Consider the following 23,808-nt stretch of genomic DNA (forward strand, 5'->3'; position numbering starts at 1 on the left):
GGGATCGCGAGGGCGAAGTCGGCGTTCGCCGGATCAGCCTCTTGCGAAGGCGTTGGCGAGGCGCACGAACTCGGCGACATCAAGTTCCTCGGCGCGGCGGGTCGGCTCGATGCCGATGCCCGAGAGGATCGTCTCCGCGTCTGCGTCGAGCGCCTTGAGGCTTGCCCGCAGCATCTTGCGCCGTTGGCCGAAAGCGGCGGCCGTGACGCGCTCCAGCGCCTTCAGCTCGACCGGCAGCGGTTCCTTGCGCGGCGTCAGATGGACGATGGCCGAGGTGACCTTTGGCGGCGGCGTGAAGGCCTTCGGACTGACGTCGAAGGCGATGGTGGAATGGCAGCGCCAGCCGGCGAGCACGCCGAGACGGCCGAAGGCCTTGCTGCCCGGTCTGGCGACAATCCGCTCCGCCACTTCCTTCTGGAACATCAGTGTCAGCGACTGCCATTCAGGCGGCCAGATATCGCGGGTGATCCAGCCGAGCAGAAGCTGGGTGCCGACATTGTAGGGCAGGTTGGAGACGATCTTGAGCGGTCCGCCGGCCGCCACCTCGCGCAGGTCGAGCGTCAGCGCGTCAGCCTCGATCACCTCGAGGCGGCCAGGATAGTGCGCGGCGATTTCGGCTAGCGCCGGCATGCAGCGAGGATCCTTCTCCACCGCGACGACGCGCTTGGCACCTGCGGCCAGCAGCGCGCGGGTCAGGCCGCCGGGGCCGGGGCCGACCTCGAGCACGGTGGTGTCGGAGATGTCGCCGGCGGTGCGGGCGATGCGCAGCGTCAGGTTCAAGTCGAGGAGAAAGTTCTGGCCCAGCGACTTGCGGGCCTGAAGGTCGTGGGCGCGGATGACCTCGCGCAGCGGGGGAAGCGTGTCGATCTGCGTCATGCGACCAGGCCGGGCTCGGCAAGCACGGCGGCAAGCCGGACTGCAGCGGAAAAGCTGTCGGCGCGCGCCTGGCCGCTGCCGGCGATCTCCAGCGCGGTGCCATGGTCGGGCGATGTGCGCACGAAGGGAAGGCCGAGCGTGGCGTTCACCGCCTCGTGGAAAGCCAGGGTCTTGGCCGGGATCAGCGCCTGGTCGTGATACATGGCAAGGGCGCAGTCATAGCCCGCGCGTGCCTCGGCGTGGAACATGGTGTCAGCGGGCAGGGGGCCGAAAGCATCGATGCCCTCGGCGCGCAGCCGCGCGACGGCCGGGACGATGACGTCGATGTCCTCCCGCCCGAGCGCGCCTTCCTCGCCCGCATGCGGGTTGAGCCCGCACAGAGCCAGCCTCGGCTCGCCGATGCGGAACCGCTCGCGCATGTCCTTGTGGACGATGCGGGCGGTCTCGACGATGAGATCGCTCGTCAGCAACTCCGGCACGGCGGCAAGCGGCACGTGGATTGTGACCGGAACGACCAGAAGGTGAGGGCCGGCGAGAAGCATGACCGGCCGCAGCGAACCGGCGCCGTGGCGCGCGGCAAGCTCGCCAAGGAACTCGGTGTGGCCGGGATGGGCGAAACCGGCGTCGTAGAGCGCCTTCTTGTTGATCGGGCTGGTGACGACGGCACTGGCCCGGCCTTCCTGCGCGTCGGAGACGGCGCGCTCGATGGAGGCGATGACATGACCGGCGGTCGCCGCGTCGGCAATACCTGGTCGGTCCTCGATGGCGGCAAGGGGCAGCGGCACCACGGGCAGGGCATCGGCGAAGACGGCGAGCGTGTCGTCAGGTGGTCCCTCGACAATCGGCACATCAAGGCCGAGCCGTCTCGCGCGGGCGGCAAGGAAGGCGGCATCGCCATGGACGTGAAACGCCGGCAGCTTGCGGTCGACGCGCTCCGCCCAGGCGGTGAGCGCGACGTCGGGTCCGATGCCGCCGGGCTCGCCGAGCGTCACGGCGAGGGGAAGGTGGCTTGCGCGCATGGAACTCAACGGTAGTCGATGATCGCGCGCGAGCGCATCTCGCGCATCAGGCGGCGGCTCATCTGCTGGCCTTCCTTGGCACGCAGCTCGTCCTCGATCTCCATACGCGCAGCGGCGTTGCTGGCGATCTCGCGCTTTTCGCAGACGGCGAACATCTCGTAGCCCTTGTCGGACGCCTGCGGCGAGGTGGCCTTGCCGACGGGGGTCTTGTCGAGCAGATCGCGGATCTGCTGCGGCACCTCGGTCTCAAGCCGGGTGCGCATCGGCATGACCACGACCTCGCGGTAGTTCTTGGACAGGTCGTCGGCCTGTTCGCAGCCGTTGAGACGGGAGCGGAACTGCTCGGCCTCGCGCTTGCGCGCGGCCTTCTGGCCGGCGGAGGACTTGCCCGGCACCACGAAGATCACCGAGCGAACGGAGTATTCCTTGCTCTTGTCGGTTTCCTTGCCGACCTTGCGCTGCAAGGCGGCGATGATGTCCGCCTCGGGAATGCTCACTTCCGACTGGAAACGGGCGCGCAGGATCTGGGTCCAGCCGATCTCGGCCTCAAGCCTGTTGCGCAGCGTGTCGGGCGTGATGCCGGACTGGCGCAGGGCCTGGACGAGCTGCTTGGGCGAGAGCTTGACGCGCTGCGCGATGTTGCCGAATGCGTTGTCGACATCGGACTTCGACACAGTGATGCCGAGGCGGGCGGCCTCCGCCTTCTTGAGCTGCTCGTCGATCAGCTCTTCCTGGGCCGCGCGGCTCGCGGCACTGCCGCCCTTGCCGGTCGTCAGGCGCAGCAGCTTGGCACGCTGGCTGATGTCATAGGTGGTGATCGGCTTGCCGTTGACGACCACCTTGATCGCCGTTTGGGCCATCAGGGGACCGCCCGACGCGCCGACCATCAGGATCGCGGCCACGGCGATCGAAATCCAGCGCCTCGCAATCATTCGCTTCCCCCTGTCCTGGCCGGGCCGGCGCATTTCGTCGCGGTCCGTGTCACCGGCGCAGTTCCTTGTTCGGTCGCAATGACCGGCGCGCGCAATGCCGGCGGTCATCCCTGATCCTTGTTCGGGCCAGAAGGCCCACTGTGTGCGTCATTCGCTGCGGCGCGCGTCAGGCGCGCTTGCCAACTGCGCAAGGGTTGACGTTCCGGCATCCCGCGTCAACCCGCATGGTCTTCCCTGTGGCACCAGAAAGCGGCCAAAAATCGATGACCCCGGGCGCGCGGGCTTTGCCGCGCAGCCCCGTCGCGCCTCAATCGCCTGCGGAACTGGAGAACTCCGTGTCGCCGATGGTCCTCAGGCCGAAGCGGAAGAAGAACAGGCGGTCGGTTGTCTGGCCGTTGTTGCGGCTGCGATCCTCGGCATAGGCGAAGGACATCGAGAAGCCTTCGTCGTCGTAGCCGATGCCGAGGCTGTCGCGCACGGTGTTCTTGCGCTGCAGGTCGTACCGCATGGAGCCGAACACCCGCCAGTTCTCCTGAAGGCGAAGGCTCGCCGAGCCGATGACTTCCTCGCGCGGCGTGGTGATGCCCAGGCTCGGCTGCTCCGAGAGATAGGCATAGGCGAGGTTGCCGGTAACAGGCCCGTAGATGCCTGTCGCCTCGACCTGGCCGCGGCGAACGGCGAAGGACTTGCTGTCGAAGCGCGCCTGGGCACCGACGCGCAGGCCCTGCCGGGTGTCGAAATACAGGCTGCCGACATAGTCGCTACCACTGGTCTCGAGGCCCGAACTCGTGGTCGCGCCGAGAATGTCGGCTGTCTTGAACGAGTTGGTTCCCCCAAGATGATAGGAGCGGCCGAACAGCGCGGAGACGTTGAACAGCTCATCGATCTGGAGGCTGTACTTCAGGCCGACGTTGGCCCGCGTGCCGCCCTCGGAGCGGTCGAAGCCGGAGAACTTGTCGTATTCGAACAGCGTCGTGGAATCGAAGACGATGCTTTGGGCGTCCTCGTTCGGCAACTCGCCGATGCGTCCCTCGTTCGGGCGCACGATGATCTGCGCCACCGGCTCGATGATCTGGTTGCCGCCGTCGAAGGTGCCGATGAACGGAAAGCGATAGTCGAGGCCGACGGCGGGCATCACGCGCCCGACAACCGACTCGCCCGTGAGCGCCGTCACGTTCTTGTCCTGCGAGGCGAGGAAATACAGGTCGCCCTTCACGTAGGCAAAGGGCGTGAAGACCTGGCCAAGCGGGTCCGTCAGCGTCGAACGCCAGTCGGCGCTCAGGGACGTGCGGGTGAAGGTGCCCTCGATGCCGCGGAACCGGTCGACGCCGCCGATGCTGATGGCGTCGGTCTTGTCGCGCGTCAGACTGGTCATGTTGCCGGTGAAGGACAGCTCGCCACCGGCAATCGGGTTCTCGAAGATGTAGTTCCAGTCAACGACCGGGTGGACGAAGGGCTGCTTGTCCTGAAGCTGGCTGCCGACAGGCAGGAAGTTGTTGGGCGAGTTCAGCCCGGCCGCAGCCGTATAGTCCTCCTGCGAGATGCGGAAGGCATAGGCGCGCATGTCGAAGCGGTTCCGCTCGCTCTGCCCGGTCAGGTAGAGCTGGGACACATCGCTGGCATTGCCGAATTTGGCGAAGCTGTAGTCGTTCAGGAAGGCGCGGTCGCTGCGGTAGGAAACGTCCCAGCCCCATTTCCAGCGCTCGTTGATGTTGAACTCGCCTTCGGAGGCGACGACGCCGCGGAACCGGCGGTTGCCGCTCGAGGTGGCGTATTCGCCCGGCTTGGCCTGGACCAGCCCGCCGACATGAATCGAATAGGAGCCGTCGATCAGGCGCTGTCGCCAGTCGGCCTGAGCCAGCACGCCCTGCTTCGATAGCCCCGTCGCCTTCAGCAGCAGGTCACTGCTCGGATCAAGGGCGATGTAATAGGGAATGGTGACGCCGACGCCGACGCGGTCGCCATAGATGGCGGACGGCACGAGAAGGCCGGTTTTGCGGCGCACGCTCGGATCGGGCATCGACAGATAGGGAAGATAGGCGAGCGAGCGGCCGAAAAACTCAAGCGAGGCCTGCTCGAACTCGATCGTCTTTTCTTCCTGGTTGTGAACGATTGTCTGCGCGCGGATGCGCCACAGCGGCGGCTTGTCCGGCGGTGTGGTCGGCTTCGTGTAGACGGTATAGACGCCATTCTCGAAGGTGGTGCGCTTGCCCTCTTCACGCGTGGCGCGGTCGGCCAGGAAGCGGGTGCGCTCCGGCGTGTCGAGCTGGAGCTGGGCGGCGAACCCGTCGCGCAGGTCCTCCGACAGCTCCATCTCGCTTGCCTGCACGACATTGCCGCCCGGCTCGGTCAGACGGACGTTGCCGCGCGCGCGAAGCCGGTTGGCGCGTCGGTCGAAAACGACCTGGTCTGCCTCGACAGTATTGTCGGCGTAATAGATCTGAACATTGCCGATCGCGGAGATGATGTCGCGGTCGAAATCGTAGCGGAGTTCGTTGGCCTCAAGAAGCAGCGGCTCGGCCGGGTCGGCACGCTTGGAGAGCGAATCGGGAAGGCTGGGCTGGGCAAGGGCCACGGGAGCGAACGCGAAGGGAGCGGCGGCAACGAACGCGGCCGCGATGCCGGCGAGCGCGGTGGTGCGAAGGAGCGCCGTCCGGCCGCCAAGACGGGGCCTGCGGGCGCACGCGGTCGCACTGTCGCGGTCGCGCCGCGCCATGCTTTCCGTATGCCCGGATACGGCCATGTTCCCGGTCTTGCCCGAGGCCATCAGCCGTCCTCCAGGTGCAGGAGGATCGTGATCCCCATCAAAACTCCAAATACTCCCGGCGCCCATGCGGCGAGGACGGGGGGAACGATTCCCGCGCCGCCAAGATCCTTGCCGAGCTCCGAGAGAACGTAAAGCACGAACCCGGCGAGGATTCCACCCAGAATCAGCTTGCCGATACCCCCCATCCTCGAAACCCTCAGGGAAACGCAGGCGGCGATCAGGATCATTGCCACAAGCAACACAGGTCGTGCCAGAAGTGTCTGATACTGAAGCGAATACCGATAGGCGGGCAATCCGGCGCGCTGGGACAGCTCGATCACGCGGGGCAGGTCCCAGAAGCCGATGGATTCCGGTGCGGCGATGCTCTCGCGAACCTCTGTCGCGGTGAGGTAGGTGGAGACCTGATAGGTCGGATAGGTCTGCGGATCGCCCGTGGTTGTGTAGACGGTCGCCTGCGAAAGTTTCCAGGAGCGGTCGGAAAAGCGCGCCTCATGCGCCTCGATGCGCTCGGCGAAGCTGCCGTTTCGGTCGAAGGTGAAAATGGTCACGCCAAGAAGGCGCTCGCCATTGTCGAGGATCTGCTTGGCGTGGACGACCGATTCTCCGTCCGCGCCGTCCTGGCGCAGCCAGATCTCGCCGGTGGTCTGCATCAGGAAGTTCTGCTCGCGGCCGAACAGGCCGGCTGCAATCTTGTCCGACTGGTCGCGCAGCAGAACGGCAAGCGGATTGTACACCGAGACGGCGGCGATGCCGACGACCAGCCCGACGATCAGCGCGGGCGCCGTGAACTGCCACACCGAAACGCCGGCGGCGCGGGCGACGACAAGCTCAAGCTTGCGGCTGAGGCTCAGGAACGCGGCGATGGCGCCAAAGAGCACGGCGAAGGGCAGCACCTGTTCCATGAGCTGCGGCACCCGTAACAGCGAGATCAGGGCGACGCGCAGCAGGCTTGCGCCGTCCTCGCCGCCGGTGCGGCGCAGCAGTTCCAGCAGGTCGAAGATATAGATCAGCACGGCGGCCAGGAGGAAGAGGCCAAGGATCGAGCCGAGAAAGCGCAGAGCCAGATAGACGGCAAGCGTGGTGCCCGAACGGGAAACGGAGCCGATCATGTCAGGAGACGCCTCCGTGCTGGCGATTCTGGAAGCGCGCGATAAGCGCCTCGACGCGTTCATGCAGTGTTTCGCCAGCCTGGGCAAGCGCGAGCACCCAGCGCGGCCGGCGGCCGGAGACGATCGACCATCCCGCCAGCGCGATGCCGGCGAGGGGGAGCGCGTAGAGCAGCGGCCAGGCGGCGGGAAGTCCCGAAACGACGGTCAGCACGCCGAAGCCGGCGGCGCGCAGCACGAGCGCGAGCATCAATGCGGCACCGATGGCGAGCGTTCGGTTCTGCCGCGTCGTCTTCGGTTGGCCGACGAAGAGAAAGACGATCAGGCCGAAGACGAGCGGATAGAGCGGCTGGCTCAGCCGATCGTGGAACTCGGCGACAAGGCGCGAGCGGTTTTCCGCCGCGTAGACGTCGCCGGGTGCGGGCGAAAGAAGCTCTGCGGTCGAACGTTCGCTCGCCTTGTAGGTCGCAACCGTCCCGGAGGGCACCATGCTCGACAGGTCGAAGGCATAGGACTGAAAGCGGACGATGGAGATGCTTCCCGTGCGGCGGGTGCGGCGCTGGATGGTGCCGTCCTGCATGACCAGCAACGTGCGACCGGCCGCCTCGACGATGTTCCCGCGTGCCGCCTCATAGGTGAAGATCGTGTCCTCAGCGCGCTCGTCGTGGAGCAGCAGGCCGTCGAGCTGGCCGTCGCCGCCACGGTTGCGGATGTGGAAGGTAAGCCCGTCCTCGATGCCGATGAAACGTCCCGGACGCACGATGTTGGCGACGAGGTCGACGCGCACCTTGGTGATCTCGTCGCGCAGCGAGGCAAGCCCCATGGGGGCGAAGACCAGCGACAGCGAGGCACAGAACAGGCTGACGGAAAGCGAGAACACCAGCACCGGGCGCACCAGCACGGTGCGCGAGGCGCCGGAGGCGTTGATGACGATCAGCTCGCTGTCGTTGGACAGGGTGTTGAGCACCAGGATGGTGGCGATCAGCAGCGCGAAGGGCGCGATCGTCAGCATCAGGAACGGCATGGCGAGCAGAGTCATGCCGATGAACTGGGCAATGGTCTGGCCCTTGGCCGTGACGAGGTCGAGCTGGCGCAGGGCCTGAGTGGCCCAGACGATGCCGGCCAGGGCCGTCAGGGTCATCAGAAACGCCGTCGACAAGCGTCGCAGGACATAGCGCTCGAAAGTGGTCATAAGCTCGCGTTCGTCCCGGCCGCATGGCCGTCCGGCGTTTCGTTGTTCTGGTCGGTTGCGGCAGGTCCCGGCCAGATGCCGCAGCCTTGCCACGAGCGGGCGCCAGGCACTTCCGGACCCGGCCAGGGAGGCGGGCGGGACCGGGTCACCGGGCGCTGACCCGATTAAGCGCGAGTTTAGGTAAATACTTGCCCAAGAAAAAGGGTTAACAAACAATTGCCCGCTCGGCGGCTTGCCGGGGCGCGTTTCTGGCACCATTGTTAGGCGGAAAGCGCAAGCGCGGGCGACCAGCCGATGTATCGCCCTGCCGCTGCAACCGGCCTCCCGGCCGGGCGCGCCGAATCGCAATCGTCATTTCCAACCGCGAGGATTCATCTTGCTCCCGAAAATCAGCTTCACCAAGGTCTCGAAGCCGGCCAAGGGCGTTGTCGTCCTATTTGTCGACGACACGCTCGCGCTCGGCGCGCAGGCAAGCGCGCTTCTCGAGGGCGCCGGAGGGCTTCTCGCCCGCGCGGCCGCGGCCGGGAATTTCACCGGCAAGGCGCGCAGCGTCCTCGATATCCTGGCGCCGGCCGGGCTCGAGCTCGACAGGATCGTGGTCGTCGGTCTCGGCAAGGCGGGGGAGATCGCGGACCTCGGTGAAACCGGCTGGACGGACCTTGGCGGCGTCGTGATGGGCGCAATCGGTCGTGCCGGATCCGTCCATGTGTGCCTTGAGACGCCGGCGGGCGAAATCGCCCCGGTCGAGGCGGCCGCCTTCGCCGCCGGCCTGAAGCTGCGCGGCTACACCTTCGACCGCTACAAGTCCAAGAAGGACGACGACCAGCCGACATCCGCCGTCAAGGTCGACCTCTCGCTTGAGGACACCAAGGCCGCCAAGAAGGCCTGGGCCGACGCCGACGCGGTGAGCGATGGCACGCTGCTGGCCCGCGATCTCGTCAACGAGCCGGCCAATGTGCTGACCACGCTCGAGTTCGCGGCGCGCGCCGAGGCGCTTTCCAAGCTCGGTGTCGAGGTCGAGGTGCTCGACGAAAAGGCGATGAAGAAGCTCAAGATGAATGCGCTTCTCGGCGTCTCCCAGGGGTCGGAGATGCCGCCGCGGCTCGTCATCATGCGCTGGAACGGCGGCAAGAAGGACGCAGCCCCGCTCGCCTTCGTCGGCAAGGGCGTCGTCTTTGACACCGGCGGCATCTCGATCAAGCCGGCCGGCGGCATGGAAGACATGAAGGGCGACATGGGTGGCGCGGCCGCCGTGACCGGCCTGATGCACGCGCTCGCCGCCCGCAAGGCCAAGGTCAACGCCATCGGTGTCATCGGTCTCGTCGAGAACATGCCGGACGGCAAGGCGCAGCGCCCCGGCGACATCGTCACGGCGATGTCGGGCGCGACCATCGAGGTGATCAACACCGACGCGGAGGGCCGTCTCGTTCTGGCCGATGCGCTCTGGTACACGCAGGACCGCTTCAAGCCGGCCTTCATGATCAACCTTGCGACGCTGACCGGTGCGATCATCATCGCTCTCGGCAATCATCATGCGGGCATCTTCTCCAACAACGACGAGTTGTCCGGGAAGCTGACGGCCGCCGGTCTTGCCGCCAACGAGAAGGTGTGGCGCCTGCCGCTGTCGAAGGACTATGACAAGCTCATCGACACGCCCAACGCCGACATGAAGAACACCGGCGGGCGCGCCGCCGGCTCGATCACCGCCGCGCAGTTCCTGCAGCGCTTCGTCAACGATGTGCCGTGGGTCCACATCGATGTGGCCGGCACGGCGATGGGCAGCCCGAAGACCGAGATCAGCAAGACCTGGGCCTCCGGGTTCGGCGTGCGGCTGCTCGACCGGCTGGTGCGCGATAGCTACGAGAGCTGAGGCGGACCGCGCTGGCGAATACGTGACGCATCGAGGGCGGCGGGGGAACCTGTCGCCCTTTTTGCCTGCCGGGAACCAGGCGGGACCTCGCGGGGGCAAGGCAAAGAAAAACCCGCCGGAAAGGCGGGTTTTACGTGTCGTATGATGGAGCCTTGCCGCCGGTCGACGGCCGCTCTCAGCAGGTCTTGTAGGCAGCGCAGGAGCCGGCCGGCTCGCTGACGACCATACCCATCGCGGTGGTCACGCCCGCGAGGCCGAGCACCAGCCCGAAGAACAGCGCAATTCGCACAGCCATAAAAACGTTCTCCCGTTGCCCCGACCCGACAAGGCTACTACCGTCGCCCGCGATGCACTGTGACGACAGGCACAGGCTTGCGGGTGGAAGGGTCGGATCGAACCGGACTGAAACTGCCCGGACGAAGTTGGAAAACCGTTAATGGTGAAAACGTCGTAACGCAAAGCCGGAGAGCGGGGCGCTGTCGTTTCCCGGTCTCCCTGTTGCAGGCCTGCCGCACCGGCGGGCGCGACGCCGATCGGCGCGTCCGCCAAGTGCTTTGGGAAACTGGGAAAACACGCGGAATGACGGAAGTTCTCTTCTACCATCTGACCCAGCGCCCGCTGGAAGATGTGTTGCCCGGTCTCCTCGAGACCTGCCTCCAGCGGTCGTGGAAGGTCGTTGTGCAGGCCGGCTCGCCCGAACGTTGCGCCGCACTTGATTCGCACCTTTGGACCTACCGCGAGGACGGCTTTCTGCCCCATGGCACCTCCGCCGACGGCCATGCCTCCGCCCAGCCGGTCTATCTGACCGCTGGCGCGGAAACGCCGAATGGCGCGACCGTGCGTTTCATGGTCGACCGGGCCGCGCCTCCCGACCTGTCGCCGTTCGAACGTGGCGTCTTCCTCTTCGACGGCAACGATCCGGAGGCCGTGGCCGAGGCCCGGCAGTACTGGAAGACGCTGAAGGCGGCCGGCCACGATCTCACCTACTGGCAGCAGTCGAATGCGGGGCGCTGGGAGCGCAAGGCATGAGCGGGACCAAGGGTGGGGACGGAGACTTCTCGGGACGTCGCGACGCGGCGCGGACCCGTCTCGATGACCTGTTCGGCGCGAAGGGCGGCGCGCGCGGGGATCGCGCGTCGTGGTTCCATGCCGTTTACGAGACGGCGGGGCGCGATCCGGCCGCCGTGCCATGGGCGGACCTTGCTCCGAAACCCGAGCTGGTCGATTGGCTGAAGGAGCATCCGGGCGAAGGGCGTCGGGCGCTCGATGTCGCCTGCGGGCTTGGCGACAACGCCGAGGCGCTGGCTGCTGCCGGATACCGGACGACGGCCTTCGATCTCGCTCCCGAAGCGATCCGCTGGGCAGGAGAGCGTTTCCCTCAAGGGACGGTGGATTACCGTGTCGCCGATCTCCTCGATCCGCCGACGGACTGGGTAGGCGGCTTCGACCTCGTGCACGAGTGCTACACGCTGCAGGCGCTGGATGGTGATCTCCGGGAGGCGGCCTTCCCCGCTCTTGCCCGCCTTCTTGCCCCGGGAGGGCGACTTCTGGTGCTCACCCGCACGCGGGGGGAGGGAATGCCGGCCGACGGGCCGCCCTGGCCTCTGACGCCGGGCGAGCTCCACAGGTTCGAAACGCTCGGTCTGACGCGTGTCACCTTCGAGCCCTATGAGATCCGGAAAGGCGCGCGCGTCATCGCGCATGTGCGCGCGCTTTACCGCAAGGATTGAGACGACACCACGAAAGGGCTGGCAATGGCGATCTCGAAGGGGCGGGCGATGGCCCATGTGGAAGAACACAGCGTGCAGCGAATCGGCTGGCTGCGCGCGGCTGTGCTGGGGGCGAACGACGGGCTTGTCTCAACGGCGAGCCTGATCACGGGCGTCGCCGCGTCGCAGGCGCCGACCTCGCAGATCCTGATCGCCGGCGCGGCCGGACTTATCGCCGGGGCGATGTCGATGGCCGCCGGCGAATATGTCTCGGTCAGCTCGCAGTCGGATACGGAAAAGGCGGACCTGGAACGCGAGAGCCGTGAGCTTGCCGAGCAGCCGGAGTTCGAGCTGGAGGAACTGGCCGAGACCTTTGCCGCCCGTGGCGTGTCGCGGGAGACGGCACTTGCGGTTGCCCGCGAGCTGACCGCGGCCGATGCACTCGCCGCCCACGCGCGCGAGGAACTCGGCATTACCGAGGTCTCGACGGCGCGGCCGCTACAGGCGGCGGTGACCTCGGCGATCACCTTTGCGGTGGGGGCGGCATTGCCGCTCGCTGTGGTGGTTCTGGCCCCGGCATCCGCCCTGCTGCCGGTTGTCGCGGTCTCCACGCTGGTGTTCCTGGCGCTTCTCGGTGCGCTTGGCGCGCGCGCTGGTGGTGCTCCCCCGCTCAAGGGCGCGGTTCGCGTGACGATCTGGGGCGCCGCCGCCCTGGCGATCACCGCGGCGGCCGGCGCGCTCTTCGGCGCGAGCGTGTGAGGAAAAGCGCTTCCGGCGCAGGACGCCTGGCGGCAATTGACGGCTGAAACGCGCGGATGCTCCTCTGGAGCGCGAGACGCGGATCGCCGTCAGCCGGGCGTTTTCGTTCCTTCCAGCTCGGCGGAAAGCTCCAGCCATTGCTCCTCGGTGCGCACCAGCTTCTTTTCCAGATGGGCGCGTTCCTTGGCGAACTTGGTGGCCCGCTCCGGATCCTTGGCGAAGAAGTTGGGATCGGCGAGCGCCGCGTCGAGACGGCCGATCTTTTCGGTGATGCGGGCCATCTCCTTTTCGGCCGCCTGCACCTCCTTGCGCAAGGGCGCGAGCCGGGCGCGGCGCTCCGCCGCCTCGCGGCGCTTTTCCTGTGCGGGGCGGGGATCCTCCACGGTCGCCGGGGTCGCGACGGGCTCCGCGACAGCGGCCGTCGCGCCATGGGCCGGCTTTTCGGCCTTCTCGCCCCGGTCGCGCTTCAGGATGAGCTTTCGATAGTCCTCCATGTCGCCCTCGAAGGCGGTCACCCGCCCATCGGCGACCAGCCATAGCCGGTCGGCGCAGGCCTCGACCAGATGCCGGTCATGCGAGATCAGGATGACCGCGCCGTCAAAGGCGTTGATCGCCTGCATCAAGGCTTCGCGGCTGTCGATGTCGAGGTGGTTGGTCGGCTCGTCGAGGATGAGCAGGTGCGGCCCCTCGAAGGTGGCGAGGCCGAGCAGGAGGCGCGCCTTCTCGCCGCCGGACAGATCCTTGGCGGGGGTGTCCATGCGACTGGTCGGCAGGCCGAAGCGGGCGACGCGGGCGCGTACCTTGGCCTCGGGCGCGTCCGGCATCAGCTTGCGCACATGGGCGACGGGGCTGTCGGCGGGCACCAGATCGTCCATCTGGTGCTGGGCGAAGAACGCCACCTTGAGCTTGGAAGCGGTGACGATGCCGCCGGAGGCGCGCTCGAGCCGGCCGGCGATCAGCTTGGCGAAGGTCGACTTGCCATTGCCGTTGGAGCCCAGCAGCGCGATGCGGTCGTCGTTGTCGATGTTGAGCGAGAGCTTCGAAAGCACCGTGCGGTCGCCGTATCCGACAGCGACATCGTCGAGACGGATGATCGGCGGGGCGAGACGCCCGTCCGGATCGGGGAAGGAGATAGGCATGGCGTCGCTGCCGGCGGCCGCAGCGATCGGCTCCATCCGCTCCAGCATCTTCAGCCGCGACTGTGCCTGGCGCGCCTTGGACGCCTTGGCGCGGAAGCGGTCGACGAAGGCCTGCATGTGCTTGCGCTGGGCTTCCTGCTTCTCGCGCGACTTCTCCTGCAGCATCATCGCCTCGCGCCGCTGGCGGTCGAAGCTGTCGAACCCGCCCCGATAGAAGGTGAGCTTCAGCTGGTCGAGGTGGACGATGCTGTCGACGGCCTTGTTCAGCAGGTCGCGGTCATGGCTGATGAGGACAACCTGATGCGGATAGCGCGCAACATAGTTCTCCAGCCACATGGTGCCCTCGAGATCGAGGTAGTTGGTCGGCTCGTCGAGGAGCAGCAGGTCAGGCTCGGAAAACAGCACGGCGGCAAGCGCGACGCGCATCCGCCAGCCGCCGGAAAAGGCGGAGCAGGGTCGGTTCTGCGCCTCGGTGTCGAAACCCAGGCCGGAGAGAATGCGTCCGGCGCGCGCCTCGGCCGAATGGGCGTCGATATCCGCCAGCCGCATGTGGATCTCGGCGATGCGATGCGGGTCGCTGGCGGTTTCGGCTTCGGCCATCAGGCTGGCGCGCTCCTTGTCGGCGGCGAGCACGACCTCGAGCAGCGTTTCCTCCGTGCCCGGGGCTTCCTGCGCGACCTGGCCGATGCGGATGCCCTTGGGGACGCGGATCTCGCCGCTTTCCGGCGAGGCGTCGCCGGTGATCAGCCGAAAGAGGGTCGACTTGCCCGTGCCGTTGCGCCCGACGAAGCCCGTCTTGGCGCCGGAGGGAAGGGTGACGCTCGCCCGCTCGAGCAGGGTGCGTCCGGCAATTCTGAAGGTGAGGTCTGTGATCTGAAGCATGGCGGATCAATGGCCGGAAATGCGAGGCTGCGCAAGGGGGGCAAGGGCAGGTTGGGGGCGGAATTCCGCACGACGGCCTGCGGTCGCGGCAATTGTCTCGCATGAGCGGCAAGGCCTGGGATTTCCGCTTGCAAACGCCAATCGGAAGGTCGCGAGATGCGCCTTTGCAGTGGCGTGAACCGGTCCGCCGCCCGGCTCGGCCGGCGTGCTTCGCAGCAAGGAAACGCGCCTTGAGCGATTGTCTTGGCGGCAGGAGGCTGTCGTTGTCCTCGGCTCCGGGGTGGAGTAGATCGTGCCCATGAAAATACTCGCCATCTCCGGCAGCGCCCGCGCAAACTCGACAAACACCGCGATGCTGAGAGCCGTGGCGCAGACCGCGTCGCCTGGCCACGACGTAACGGTGTTCTCCGCGATTGCGGACCTGCCGGTCTTTTCGCCCGACAGCGAGGCCGGGCCTCTGCCGGAAAGTGTACAGGTCTTCGCCGACAGGGTCGGTGAAAGCGATGGCGTGCTCATTTCGAGCCCCGAGTATGTCCGGGCAATCCCCGGCGGCTTGAAAAACGCCATAGACTGGCTCGTTTCCCGGGAAGAAATCGTCCAAAAGCCGATTGCACTGATGCATGCCTCGCATCGTGGGGACGACATGCTTTCGCAGCTTCGACTGGTCCTGGCGACCGTCAGTCAGCGGTTTTCTCAAGATCTGTTCTTGAGGTTCGAACTGATGAAGCTGTCTCCGGACGAAATCGCGCGCGTGCTGGAACTGCCCTCGAACCGTGCTGCGGTGAGCGATTTCCTGCAAGCCTTCTCGGAGTTCTGCCGCCGATAGCGCCCGCCCTGTCGGCTGGTACAAGCGACCTCCGGCGGAGCGCGTCGGCAGGCGTGTCGATGCGCGCAAGGCCAGAGCTGCTGCCGCGCCGGGACCCTGAACGCGAAAACCCCCGGGCGGGTGGCCCGGGGGTTTTCTTCATGAAGGTCCCGAAGTGGGAGAGTTCCGCGCGGTATCAGACCGAGTAGTACAGGTCGAACTCGACCGGATGCGGGGTCATCTCGTACTTCATGTTCTCTTCCATCTTCAGCTCGATGTAGGCATCGATCTGATCGTCGTCCATGACGCCACCGGCCTTCAGGAACTCGCGGTCGGCATCGAGCGACTCAAGCGCCTCACGCAGCGAGCCGCAGACGGTCGGGATGTCCTTCAGCTCTTCCGGCGGCAGGTCGTAGAGGTTCTTGTCCATCGCGTCGCCGGGATGGATCTTGTTCTTGATGCCGTCGAGGCCGGCCATCAGCATGGCGGCGAAGCACAGGTACGGGTTCGCGGACGGATCCGGGAAGCGGACCTCGACGCGCTTGGCCTTCGGCGAGGTCGCGAACGGGATACGGCAGGAGGCCGAACGGTTGCGCGAGGAGTAGGCCAGAAGAACCGGAGCCTCGTAGCCCGGGACCAGACGCTTGTAGGAGTTGGTCGACGGGTTGGTGAAGGCGTTGAGCGCCTTGGCGTGCTTCAGGATGCCGCCGATGTAGTAGAGGCAGGTCTCGGAGAGATCCGCGTACTGGTTGCCGGCGAAGACCGGCTTGCCGTCCTTCCAGATCGACTGGTGGACGTGCATGCCCGTGCCGTTGTCGCCGAAGATCGGCTTCGGCATGAAGGTGGCCGTCTTGCCATAGGCATGGGCGACCTGATGCACGACGTACTTGTAGATCTGCATCTTGTCGGCGTTGCGGGTCATCGTGTCGAACATGATGCCGAGCTCATGCTGAGCGGCAGCCACCTCGTGGTGATGCTTCTCGACGGTGACGCCCATCTCGGTGAGGACCGTCAGCATCTCGGAGCGCATGTCCTGGGCGCTGTCGATCGGGGGAACCGGGAAGTAGCCGCCCTTCGTGCGCGGACGGTGGCCCATGTTGCCCATCTCGTACTCGGTGTCCATGTTCGACGGCAGCTCGCCGCTGTCGATCTTGAAGCCGGTGTTGTACGGTTCGGTCGCAAAGCGCACGTCGTCGAAGATGAAGAATTCGGCTTCCGGGCCGACGAAGACGGTGTCGCCGATACCGAGCGACTTGACGTAGGCCTCGGCCTTCTTGGCCGTGGTGCGCGGGTCGCGGCTGTAGGCTTCGCCGGAGACCGGGTCGACGACGTCGCACATGATGGCGATGGTCGACTGGGCGAAGAACGGGTCGACGTGGACGGTCTCGGGGTCGAGCACGAGCATCATGTCGGACTCGTTGATGGCCTTCCAGCCGGCGATCGACGAGCCGTCGAACGCAACACCCTCTGCGAACATGTCTTCGTCGACAAGGCTGGCGTCCATCGTGACGTGCTGCATCTTGCCGCGCGGATCGGTGAACCGCAGGTCGACGAACTTGATGTCCTTGTCCTTGATGTCCTTCAGGATTTCGCTGGGAGTCGTCATCTATAGCTTCCCTGTATCACGGAGTGTTCTGTGGGTTGGCAAGAGCGGAGCGCCGGCTTCCGGTCGTCTCCGCGATTGAAACGGTTGGTCAGATCGCGTCGTTGCCGGTCTCGCCGGTGCGGATGCGCACGGCTTCCTCGACGGTGGACACAAAGATCTTGCCGTCACCGATGCGCCCTGTCTGGGCGGCATTGCGAATGGCCTCGACGGCCTTGTCGACGAGTTCGTCGGGGAGGACGATCTCGACTTTCACCTTCGGCAGAAAGTCGACCACATACTCGGCTCCGCGATAGAGCTCTGTGTGGCCCTTCTGCCGGCCGAAGCCCTTGGCCTCGGTCACGGTAATGCCCTGCAGACCGACTTCCTGGAGGGCCTCTTTGACCTCGTCGAGCTTGAAGGGCTTGATAATTGCCTCGATCTTTTTCATCGCCTCCGCCACTTCGCCTCGTTCAGTTTCGTTGCGCCGACCGGTGAAGATCAGCGTTATCCGTTCAGTAGCACGCGGCGTGCCAACCGTGCCTGCCGAAAAAACAGCCTGCAAATAGGGCATTTTCCGCCTGCCTGACCAAAGGGATCACGGATCGGGTGGAATGGTATGCAAATTTTGTAGGCATTTCGCCTATAAATGCGGCACGAATCGTGGGCAGTCGACCACGCGAACAAGGCCCGCAGGGTGCACGCGGCTTGCGGTGGGGGGCGGGCTGCGCAATCGTGGCAAGGAACCGAAGCGGTGTCTCCCGAGTGGCGGCGCGGCTTCCTGCCCGTTCGGCCGAAAGTGGCTGGAACCGGGGCGACACAGGTGCTGGCCGGGGAGGCGAGACTGCCATGAAGATCCTTTCGATTGATCACCTTGTGCTGACGGTTGCCGACATCGACGCGACCGTTGCCTTCTACGGCTCTCTCCTCGGCATGGAGGAGGTGGTCTTCGGTGGCGGGCGACGTGCCCTGCGGTTCGGCGATCAGAAGATCAATCTGCACAGCGCCGGGGCCGAGGTCCTGCCGGCGGCGGGGCGTCCGACCCCGGGCTCCGCCGACCTGTGCTTTCTGGTCGCCTCGCTTCAGGACGTGCTCGACAGGCTGTCGGACGCGGAGGTTCCCATTGTCGAGGGGCCGGCGACGCGCACAGGCGCCAACTCGCCGCTGAGGTCTGTCTACATCCGCGATCCCGACGGCAACCTGGTCGAACTTTCCGAGCCGCAGGCCGTGGTCCTGGCCGGCCGTCCTGGAGACACTGCATGATCGAACTGCTGACGCCGACGGAAATGGGTGAGGCCGACCGCCTGACGATCGCCGGTGGTGTTTTGGGTCTCGAACTCATGAAGACGGCCGGACGTGCGGTTGCCGACGTCGCCTGCCGGATGGCCGGGCCGGGGGCCGCGGTTCTGGTTCTCGCGGGGCCCGGCAACAATGGCGGTGACGGGTTTGTCGCCGCGCGCCTGTTGCGCCAGCGTGGAAACCGGGTGCGCGTCCTGCTTTACGGTGATGCCGACCGGATCGGCGGGGATGCGGCGCTTGCTCTTGCCGACATGGAGACGGCGGGTGTCGCGGCGGAGCCGGCAACGGGCGCGCCGCCGCGCGACGTCCTACAGGCGGCGGCTCTCGTGATCGACGCGCTGTTCGGTGCGGGGCTCGACCGGCCGCTTTCGGGCGCGGTGCGGGAGGCCGTCGAGGCGGTCAATGCGTCCGGCGTTCCGGTGCTGTCGGTGGACCTGCCCTCCGGCGTCAGCGGTGCAAGCGGGCAGGTGACCGGGGGCGAGGAAGAGGTGGCGATCCGGGCGGCGCGCACGGTCAGCTTCTTTCGCGCCAAGCCAGGGCATCTGCTGATGCCGGGCCGCACGCTTTCGGGGAAGCTTGAAATCGCGGACATCGGCATTGCCGCCAGCGTGCTCTCGCGCATCGGCGGCGAGGGAGAAGGGCCTCCCTGCCTCTATCGCAATGCGCCGGCATTGTGGTCCGACGCCTACCGGCTCCCCGGGGCCGAGGGGCACAAGTTCACCCGCGGCCACGCGGTGGTGCTTTCCGGTCCGGCGCTGGCGACGGGCGCGGCGCGGCTTGCGGCAGCTGCCGCGCTGCGGAGCGGGGCGGGGCTGGTTACGGTGGCGACGCCGCCCTCGGCGGCCTTGGTCAACGCCGCGCATCTGACCGCCGTAATGTTGCGCTCCGTCCGCGATGCTGCGGCGCTGGCGGAGTTCCTGGGCGATCCGCGCGTCGTCTCGGTGCTTGCCGGACCCGGCGCCGGCGTCGGGCCTGCGACCGCCGATTCCGTGCGGGCGATGCTCGACACGGTGGGCGCGCGTGGCGGTCTCGTCGTGCTGGATGCGGACGCCCTGACCTCCTTCGTGGAAATGCCGGAGCAGCTTTTCGCGGCGATCAAGGAGCGGCGGGCGCGGGTGGCGATGACGCCGCATGCGGGGGAGTTTGCCAGGCTCTTCCCCGATCTGGCGGCCGCCTCCGACCTTTCCAAGGTGGAAAAGGCGCGCGCGGCAGCGCGGCGCAGCGGCGCGGTCGTCGTGCTCAAGGGGGCGGACACCGTCATTGCCGCGCCCGACCGGCGCGCGGCAATCAACGCCAATGCGCCAGCCTGGCTCGCCACGGCCGGGTCCGGCGACGTGCTGGCGGGGACGATCGCCGGACTGGGCGCGCAGGGGATGGCGGCTTTCGAGGCGGCCGCGATGGGGGTGTGGCTGCACGGCGAGGCGGGGCGAACCTGCGGTGTGGCGCTGACCTCGGAAGACCTGCCGGCCGCGCTGAAGTCGGCTATCGAAACCATGCTCGCCGAAACGGGAGGCGAGGGCGGGCGGAAACAGTGACCCTGAACGCGCGCGAAGAGGCCGGGAATGCGATTTTACGATGGTTTTCTAACCGGATTTTCCTTTGACCGCGTCATGCGGGGTGCTATAGAAGCCGCGCCTTGGCTTTGGGCGCCTTCGCATGTCGCGGGCGTGGTGGAACTGGTAGACACGCCAGATTTAGGTTCTGGTGGCGCACGCCGTGGGGGTTCAAGTCCCTCCGCCCGCACCACATCCGGACAGGCCCACAGAGCGGCCCAGGCAATCGCTTTTTTGAGCGGATACCCTATTCACACGAGCTGTCGGAAAGACGTTCTCGATCTAGGACGAAGCACACGACCATGCAGGTAACCGAAACGCTGGCCGAGGGGCTGAAACGCGAACTGAAAGTCGTCATTCCGGCGTCTGAGCTTGCCAACCGCCTCGACACCTATCTTGATGACCTCAAGCATAAGGTGAACATCAAGGGCTTCCGACCCGGCAAGGTGCCGGCGGCGCATTTGAAGCGCCTCTACGGTCGCCAGGCGACCGCCGAGATCCTCAACGAGATGCTCAACGAAACCACCCGAAAGGTGGTTGAGGAGCGGAACGAGAAGCCGGCGCTGCAGCCCGAGATCGACCTGGCGGAGGGTGATGCCGAGCGCATTCTCGACGGCGCGGCCGATCTGGCCTTCACCATGAGCTACGATCTGCTGCCGGAGTTCGAGATCGTCGACTTCAAGTCGATCGAGATCGAGCGCCCGGTCGTTGAGATCGCGGACGCTGAAGTTGACGAGCAGATCCAGCAGATTGCCGACAACAACAAGCCGTTCGAAGCCAAGGACGGCGCTGTCGAGGAGGGCGATCGCGTCCTCATGAGCTATCTCGGCAAGCTCGACGGCGAGCCTTTCGAGGGCGGTGCCGACGAGGACGGCCAGTTGGTGATCGGCTCGAAGTCGTTCATTCCCGGCTTCGAGGAGCAGCTCGTCGGTCTCAAGGCCGGCGACGAGAAGGTCGTCGAGGTTTCGTTCCCCGAGGACTATCCGGCGAAGCATCTGGCCGGCAAGCCGGTGACCTTCGACATCGTCATCAAGGAAGTCCAGTCTGCGGGCGCGGTGACGATCGATGACGAGTTCGCCAAGGGGCTCGGCCTCGAGGGACTCGACAAGCTCAAGGAGATCGTTCGCGGTCAGATCGAGAGCCGGTTCGGCGCGATGACGCGTCAGAAGGTCAAGCGCCAGCTTCTCGACAAGCTGGACGAGGTCTACCAGTTCGATCTGCCGGCACGTCTGGTCGACTCCGAGTTCGATGGCGTGTGGCGCCAGGTCGAGCAGGATCTCGCCAACGCCGGCAAGACGTTCGCCGACGAGGAGACGAACGAGGACGAGGCGCGCGCGGAGTACCGCAAGATCGCCGAGCGCCGCGTGCGTCTGGGGCTGGTGCTGTCCGAGGTCGGCGAGAAGAACGAGATCAAGGTCACCGACGACGAGGTCCAGAAGGCCCTCTACGAGCGCATCCGTCAGTTCCCGGGTCAGGAAAAGGAAGTCTTCGACTTCTACCGCAACAACCCGAACGCGCTGGCCAGCCTCCAGGCTCCGATCTACGAGGAGAAGGTCGTCGACTACATCCTCGAGCTCGCCAAGGTGACCGACAAGTCGGTGACCAAGGAAGAGCTGATGGCAGAGGACGAGGAGGACGGCGCGGCCGTCTGAGGCCGCATCGTTCGGGAATGCCGTGGGCGGGGCAGGGGGCGAACACACCCTTAACCCTCGCCCGCTTTTCCCCCTTGTTCGACGCGGCCATGTGCCTATCTTTCGGAAAGAGGCGACATCCCTTATGAATGGGTGTCGCTTTTTTCGACTCAGAGACCCAGACAGAGACCGTCCACTTCCGATCACGCAGCCGACTGGACGCGATACCGTCCGGACCCGCAATCGGAGGACGATCCTCCAAAGCATGGACGAGGCATGAAGGATCCAGTCGATTTCGCCGTCAATTCCCTCGTTCCGATGGTCGTCGAGCAGACGAACCGTGGGGAACGCGCTTATGACATTTACTCGCGGCTCCTCAAGGAACGCATCATCTTCCTGACGGGCCCGATCGAGGACCACCTGGCGACGCTGATTTGCGCCCAGTTGCTCTATCTCGAGGCGGAAAACCCCGCCAAGGAGATCTCGCTCTACATCAATTCGCCCGGCGGACTGGTCACATCCGGTCTTGCGATCTACGATACGATGCAGTTCATCCGGCCGGAAGTCGCGACGCTGTGCATCGGCCAGGCGGCCTCGATGGGCTCGTTGCTGCTGGCGGCTGGCGCCAAGGGGAGCCGGTTTGCTCTGCCGAACGCGCGTGTCATGGTTCACCAGCCCTCGGGCGGGTTCCGCGGTCAGGCGGCGGACATCATGCTGCACGCTCAGGAGATCCTGAAGCTGAAGAAGCGGCTGAACGATATCTACGTGCACCACACCGGCCAGACGCTGGATCAGGTCGAGGCGGCGCTGGAGCGCGACAACTTCATGACCGCCGAGCGGGCCAAGGAGTTCGGGCTTATCGATGAGGTGATCGCCGATCGTTCCGGCTTCGCGAACAGCGACAAGTCGAAGTAAAAAAATCGCCGGCCATGCCTGTTTCGACCTCGGGTCGACAACATGTGATGACCGGCGCCATGCCGCTGCCTTAAACCTATATTGATTTTTGCGGTGGAAGCATGGTGACATTTACTGGGCAGTCGGGGGAGACCTGTCTGCCCGGCGCCCGGACCGAAGGGGAACGCTGCGGCTTTCTTCTTGAAAAGACAGACCGGAAGGCTTCTGCACTTCCGAACCACGCGGGGATAACCTGATGACCAAGGCCAGCGGCGGCGATTCGAAAAACACGCTGTACTGCTCTTTTTGCGGCAAAAGCCAGCACGAAGTGCGGAAGTTGATCGCCGGCCCGACCGTCTTTATCTGCGACGAGTGCGTCGAGCTGTGCATGGACATCATCCGCGAGGAGAACAAGTCCTCGCTGGTGAAGTCGCGCGACGGCATTCCGACGCCGCAGGAAATTCGGGCCGTTCTTGACGACTACGTGATTGGCCAGGGCGCTGCCAAGAAGGTTCTGTCGGTCGCGGTACACAACCACTACAAGCGGTTGAACCACGCCTCGAAGAGCAATGACGTGGAGCTGGCGAAGTCGAACATCCTGCTCGTCGGCCCGACCGGCTGCGGCAAGACACTGCTTGCCCAGACGCTGGCGCGCATTCTCGATGTGCCCTTCACCATGGCCGACGCGACCACCCTGACCGAGGCCGGTTACGTCGGCGAGGATGTCGAGAACATCATCCTCAAGCTGCTGCAGTCGGCCGACTACAACGTCGAGCGGGCGCAGCGCGGCATCGTCTACATCGATGAGGTCGACAAGATCAGCCGCAAGGCCGACAACCCGTCGATCACGCGCGATGTATCGGGCGAGGGCGTTCAGCAGGCCCTGCTGAAGATCATGGAAGGCACGGTCGCCAGCGTTCCGCCGCAGGGCGGGCGCAAGCATCCGCAGCAGGAGTTCCTGCAGGTCGACACGACGAACATCCTGTTCATCTGTGGCGGCGCCTTCGCGGGGCTGGAGAAGATCATCTCCGAGCGCGGCCGCAAGACGTCGATCGGCTTCAAGGCGGTTGTCGAGGCGCCGGAGGATCGGCGCACGGGCGAGCTGTTCTTGTCGCTGGAGCCCGAGGATCTGCTGAAGTTCGGCCTGATCCCCGAGTTCGTCGGACGTTTGCCGGTGATCGCCACGCTCGTCGACCTCGACGAGGACGCGCTGGTGCAGATCCTGACCGAGCCGAAGAACGCGCTCGTGAAGCAGTACCAGCGTCTGTTCGAGATGGAGAGCGTCGAGCTGACCTTCCATGAGGAGGCGCTCAAGGCGATCGCCCGCAAGGCCATCGAGCGCAAGACCGGTGCCCGTGGCCTGCGCTCGATCCTGGAAGCGATCCTGCTCGACACGATGTACGAGCTTCCCGGCCTCAAGGAGGTCAAGGAAGTGGTGATCTCTGCCGAGGTCGTGACCGGCGAGGCGCGTCCGCTCTACATCTACGAGGACCGCGCGGAAACTTCGGCAACGAGCGCCTGAGCATTCCTTGTGCGACGGGCAGCCAGTGTTGCCCGACAGGCAAAAGCCATTCGGCCCCGGACGGTTTCCGTCCGGGGCCGTTTCGCGTTTATGGGCGGCGTGCCGGGGTGGAGCGGCGGACGCAGCGGAATGCGCCGTCTTGACGCAATGGCTTGCCGGCAACGGTAAACCGACCCGCGGCGCGAGGATTTCCACCATTTGCTTGGCGCGGGCGGTGCATTTTTAGGCGAATCAGGCCGGATTGGGCGTAGTCTTCGGGGACTGCGGGCAA

General features: G+C 65.8%; 19 protein-coding genes and 1 tRNA gene. 11 read left to right on the forward strand and 9 right to left on the reverse strand.

Annotated features, from left to right (window positions below):
* Nucleotides 1-33: 33 nt before the first annotated feature.
* The 6 genes from rsmA to lptF form a co-directional block, all read right to left on the reverse strand.
* Nucleotides 34-876 (reverse strand): 16S rRNA (adenine(1518)-N(6)/adenine(1519)-N(6))-dimethyltransferase RsmA, encoded by an 843-nt coding sequence (gene rsmA / locus ACN0WF_RS18370; RefSeq protein WP_417774217.1) that lies wholly within the window; start codon nt 874-876, stop codon nt 34-36.
* A complete protein-coding gene (gene pdxA / locus ACN0WF_RS18375) occupies nt 873-1,895 on the reverse strand; it encodes a 4-hydroxythreonine-4-phosphate dehydrogenase PdxA (RefSeq protein ID WP_417774218.1) in 1,023 nt (340 codons plus the stop codon). The genes rsmA and pdxA overlap by 4 nt, the downstream gene beginning before the upstream one ends.
* A gap of 5 nt (nt 1,896-1,900) precedes the next feature.
* Nucleotides 1,901-2,827: a SurA N-terminal domain-containing protein gene (locus ACN0WF_RS18380; protein WP_417774219.1), complete on the reverse strand. Its 927-nt coding sequence runs from the start codon at nt 2,825-2,827 to the stop codon at nt 1,901-1,903.
* 307 nt (nt 2,828-3,134) lie between these two features.
* Nucleotides 3,135-5,594 carry an LPS-assembly protein LptD gene (locus ACN0WF_RS18385; RefSeq protein ID WP_417774220.1) on the reverse strand — a complete coding sequence of 820 codons (2,460 nt, stop codon included), beginning with the start codon at nt 5,592-5,594 and terminating at the stop codon, nt 3,135-3,137.
* Nucleotides 5,594-6,703: an LPS export ABC transporter permease LptG gene (gene lptG / locus ACN0WF_RS18390; RefSeq protein WP_417774221.1), complete on the reverse strand. Its 1,110-nt coding sequence runs from the start codon at nt 6,701-6,703 to the stop codon at nt 5,594-5,596. Before lptG ends, ACN0WF_RS18385 begins: the two co-directional genes overlap by 1 nt.
* Before the next feature lies 1 nt (nt 6,704).
* A complete protein-coding gene (gene lptF / locus ACN0WF_RS18395) occupies nt 6,705-7,892 on the reverse strand; it encodes an LPS export ABC transporter permease LptF (RefSeq protein ID WP_417774222.1) in 1,188 nt (395 codons plus the stop codon).
* A 376-nt stretch (nt 7,893-8,268) separates the two neighbouring features.
* Here lptF and ACN0WF_RS18400 point away from each other — a divergent pair, with 376 nt between their 5' ends.
* The 4 genes from ACN0WF_RS18400 to ACN0WF_RS18415 all read left to right on the forward strand — a co-directional run bounded on the left by ACN0WF_RS18400 (nt 8,269) and on the right by ACN0WF_RS18415 (nt 12,230).
* Nucleotides 8,269-9,762 (forward strand): leucyl aminopeptidase, encoded by a 1,494-nt coding sequence (locus ACN0WF_RS18400; RefSeq protein ID WP_417774223.1) that lies wholly within the window; start codon nt 8,269-8,271, stop codon nt 9,760-9,762.
* Between the two features lie 579 nt (nt 9,763-10,341).
* On the forward strand, nt 10,342-10,791 hold the full coding sequence (locus ACN0WF_RS18405; RefSeq protein ID WP_417774224.1) for a DNA polymerase III subunit chi: 450 nt from the start codon (nt 10,342-10,344) through the stop codon (nt 10,789-10,791).
* Nucleotides 10,788-11,492, forward strand: a complete 705-nt coding sequence (locus ACN0WF_RS18410) for a class I SAM-dependent methyltransferase (RefSeq protein WP_417774225.1) — start codon at nt 10,788-10,790, stop codon at nt 11,490-11,492. The genes ACN0WF_RS18405 and ACN0WF_RS18410 overlap by 4 nt, the downstream gene beginning before the upstream one ends.
* Nucleotides 11,493-11,516: 24 nt before the next feature.
* Nucleotides 11,517-12,230 carry a VIT1/CCC1 transporter family protein gene (locus tag ACN0WF_RS18415; RefSeq protein WP_417774226.1) on the forward strand — a complete coding sequence of 238 codons (714 nt, stop codon included), beginning with the start codon at nt 11,517-11,519 and terminating at the stop codon, nt 12,228-12,230.
* Between the two features lie 89 nt (nt 12,231-12,319).
* Here ACN0WF_RS18415 and ACN0WF_RS18420 read toward each other — a convergent pair whose 3' ends face one another.
* A complete protein-coding gene (locus ACN0WF_RS18420; protein WP_417774227.1) occupies nt 12,320-14,251 on the reverse strand; it encodes an ABC-F family ATP-binding cassette domain-containing protein in 1,932 nt (643 codons plus the stop codon).
* A gap of 298 nt (nt 14,252-14,549) precedes the next feature.
* On the opposite strand from ACN0WF_RS18420, the gene ACN0WF_RS18425 reads away from it, so the two are divergent.
* Nucleotides 14,550-15,077: an NADPH-dependent FMN reductase gene (locus ACN0WF_RS18425; RefSeq protein WP_417774228.1), complete on the forward strand. Its 528-nt coding sequence runs from the start codon at nt 14,550-14,552 to the stop codon at nt 15,075-15,077.
* A 175-nt stretch (nt 15,078-15,252) separates the two neighbouring features.
* Here ACN0WF_RS18425 and glnA read toward each other — a convergent pair whose 3' ends face one another.
* Together glnA and ACN0WF_RS18435 are read right to left on the reverse strand one after the other, a co-directional pair.
* Complete coding sequence (gene glnA / locus ACN0WF_RS18430) at nt 15,253-16,662, reverse strand: type I glutamate--ammonia ligase (protein WP_417774229.1); 1,410 nt, start codon at nt 16,660-16,662, stop codon at nt 15,253-15,255.
* Between the two features lie 88 nt (nt 16,663-16,750).
* Nucleotides 16,751-17,089: a P-II family nitrogen regulator gene (locus ACN0WF_RS18435; protein WP_417774251.1), complete on the reverse strand. Its 339-nt coding sequence runs from the start codon at nt 17,087-17,089 to the stop codon at nt 16,751-16,753.
* Between the two features lie 398 nt (nt 17,090-17,487).
* Here ACN0WF_RS18435 and ACN0WF_RS18440 point away from each other — a divergent pair, with 398 nt between their 5' ends.
* The 6 genes from ACN0WF_RS18440 to clpX all read left to right on the forward strand — a co-directional run bounded on the left by ACN0WF_RS18440 (nt 17,488) and on the right by clpX (nt 23,537).
* Entirely contained in the window at nt 17,488-17,901 is a 414-nt protein-coding gene (locus ACN0WF_RS18440) for a VOC family protein (RefSeq protein WP_417774230.1), read from the forward strand.
* Nucleotides 17,898-19,472, forward strand: coding sequence for an NAD(P)H-hydrate dehydratase (locus ACN0WF_RS18445; protein ID WP_417774231.1), 1,575 nt, complete (start codon nt 17,898-17,900; stop codon nt 19,470-19,472). The genes ACN0WF_RS18440 and ACN0WF_RS18445 overlap by 4 nt, the downstream gene beginning before the upstream one ends.
* Nucleotides 19,473-19,598: 126 nt before the next feature.
* Nucleotides 19,599-19,683, forward strand: a tRNA-Leu gene (locus ACN0WF_RS18450).
* 109 nt (nt 19,684-19,792) lie between these two features.
* Nucleotides 19,793-21,142, forward strand: coding sequence for a trigger factor (gene tig / locus ACN0WF_RS18455; RefSeq protein ID WP_417774232.1), 1,350 nt, complete (start codon nt 19,793-19,795; stop codon nt 21,140-21,142).
* Nucleotides 21,143-21,397: 255 nt separating this feature from the next.
* Nucleotides 21,398-22,036, forward strand: a complete 639-nt coding sequence (clpP, locus tag ACN0WF_RS18460; RefSeq protein ID WP_417774233.1) for an ATP-dependent Clp endopeptidase proteolytic subunit ClpP — start codon at nt 21,398-21,400, stop codon at nt 22,034-22,036.
* A gap of 235 nt (nt 22,037-22,271) precedes the next feature.
* Nucleotides 22,272-23,537: an ATP-dependent Clp protease ATP-binding subunit ClpX gene (gene clpX, locus ACN0WF_RS18465; RefSeq protein ID WP_417774234.1), complete on the forward strand. Its 1,266-nt coding sequence runs from the start codon at nt 22,272-22,274 to the stop codon at nt 23,535-23,537.
* Nucleotides 23,538-23,808 lie beyond the last annotated feature (271 nt).

It is taken from the genome of Stappia sp., assembly GCF_048268045.1.
Classification (GTDB): domain Bacteria; phylum Pseudomonadota; class Alphaproteobacteria; order Rhizobiales; family Stappiaceae; genus Stappia.

What these genes read in the sequence shown, in the direction of transcription:
- rsmA (WP_417774217.1), bottom strand. Translation starts at nt 876, where the DNA reads ATGACGCAGATCGACACGCTTCCCCCGCTGCGCGAGGTCATCCGCGCC.
- pdxA (WP_417774218.1), bottom strand. Translation starts at nt 1,895, where the DNA reads ATGCGCGCAAGCCACCTTCCCCTCGCCGTGACGCTCGGCGAGCCCGGC.
- ACN0WF_RS18380 (WP_417774219.1), bottom strand. Translation starts at nt 2,827, where the DNA reads ATGATTGCGAGGCGCTGGATTTCGATCGCCGTGGCCGCGATCCTGATG.
- ACN0WF_RS18385 (WP_417774220.1), bottom strand. Translation starts at nt 5,594, where the DNA reads ATGGCCTCGGGCAAGACCGGGAACATGGCCGTATCCGGGCATACGGAA.
- lptG (WP_417774221.1), bottom strand. Translation starts at nt 6,703, where the DNA reads ATGATCGGCTCCGTTTCCCGTTCGGGCACCACGCTTGCCGTCTATCTG.
- lptF (WP_417774222.1), bottom strand. Translation starts at nt 7,892, where the DNA reads ATGACCACTTTCGAGCGCTATGTCCTGCGACGCTTGTCGACGGCGTTT.
- ACN0WF_RS18405 (WP_417774224.1), top strand. Translation starts at nt 10,342, where the DNA reads ATGACGGAAGTTCTCTTCTACCATCTGACCCAGCGCCCGCTGGAAGAT.
- ACN0WF_RS18410 (WP_417774225.1), top strand. Translation starts at nt 10,788, where the DNA reads ATGAGCGGGACCAAGGGTGGGGACGGAGACTTCTCGGGACGTCGCGAC.
- ACN0WF_RS18415 (WP_417774226.1), top strand. Translation starts at nt 11,517, where the DNA reads ATGGCGATCTCGAAGGGGCGGGCGATGGCCCATGTGGAAGAACACAGC.
- ACN0WF_RS18420 (WP_417774227.1), bottom strand. Translation starts at nt 14,251, where the DNA reads ATGCTTCAGATCACAGACCTCACCTTCAGAATTGCCGGACGCACCCTG.
- ACN0WF_RS18425 (WP_417774228.1), top strand. Translation starts at nt 14,550, where the DNA reads ATGAAAATACTCGCCATCTCCGGCAGCGCCCGCGCAAACTCGACAAAC.
- glnA (WP_417774229.1), bottom strand. Translation starts at nt 16,662, where the DNA reads ATGACGACTCCCAGCGAAATCCTGAAGGACATCAAGGACAAGGACATC.
- ACN0WF_RS18435 (WP_417774251.1), bottom strand. Translation starts at nt 17,089, where the DNA reads ATGAAAAAGATCGAGGCAATTATCAAGCCCTTCAAGCTCGACGAGGTC.
- ACN0WF_RS18440 (WP_417774230.1), top strand. Translation starts at nt 17,488, where the DNA reads ATGAAGATCCTTTCGATTGATCACCTTGTGCTGACGGTTGCCGACATC.
- ACN0WF_RS18445 (WP_417774231.1), top strand. Translation starts at nt 17,898, where the DNA reads ATGATCGAACTGCTGACGCCGACGGAAATGGGTGAGGCCGACCGCCTG.
- tig (WP_417774232.1), top strand. Translation starts at nt 19,793, where the DNA reads ATGCAGGTAACCGAAACGCTGGCCGAGGGGCTGAAACGCGAACTGAAA.
- clpP (WP_417774233.1), top strand. Translation starts at nt 21,398, where the DNA reads ATGAAGGATCCAGTCGATTTCGCCGTCAATTCCCTCGTTCCGATGGTC.
- clpX (WP_417774234.1), top strand. Translation starts at nt 22,272, where the DNA reads ATGACCAAGGCCAGCGGCGGCGATTCGAAAAACACGCTGTACTGCTCT.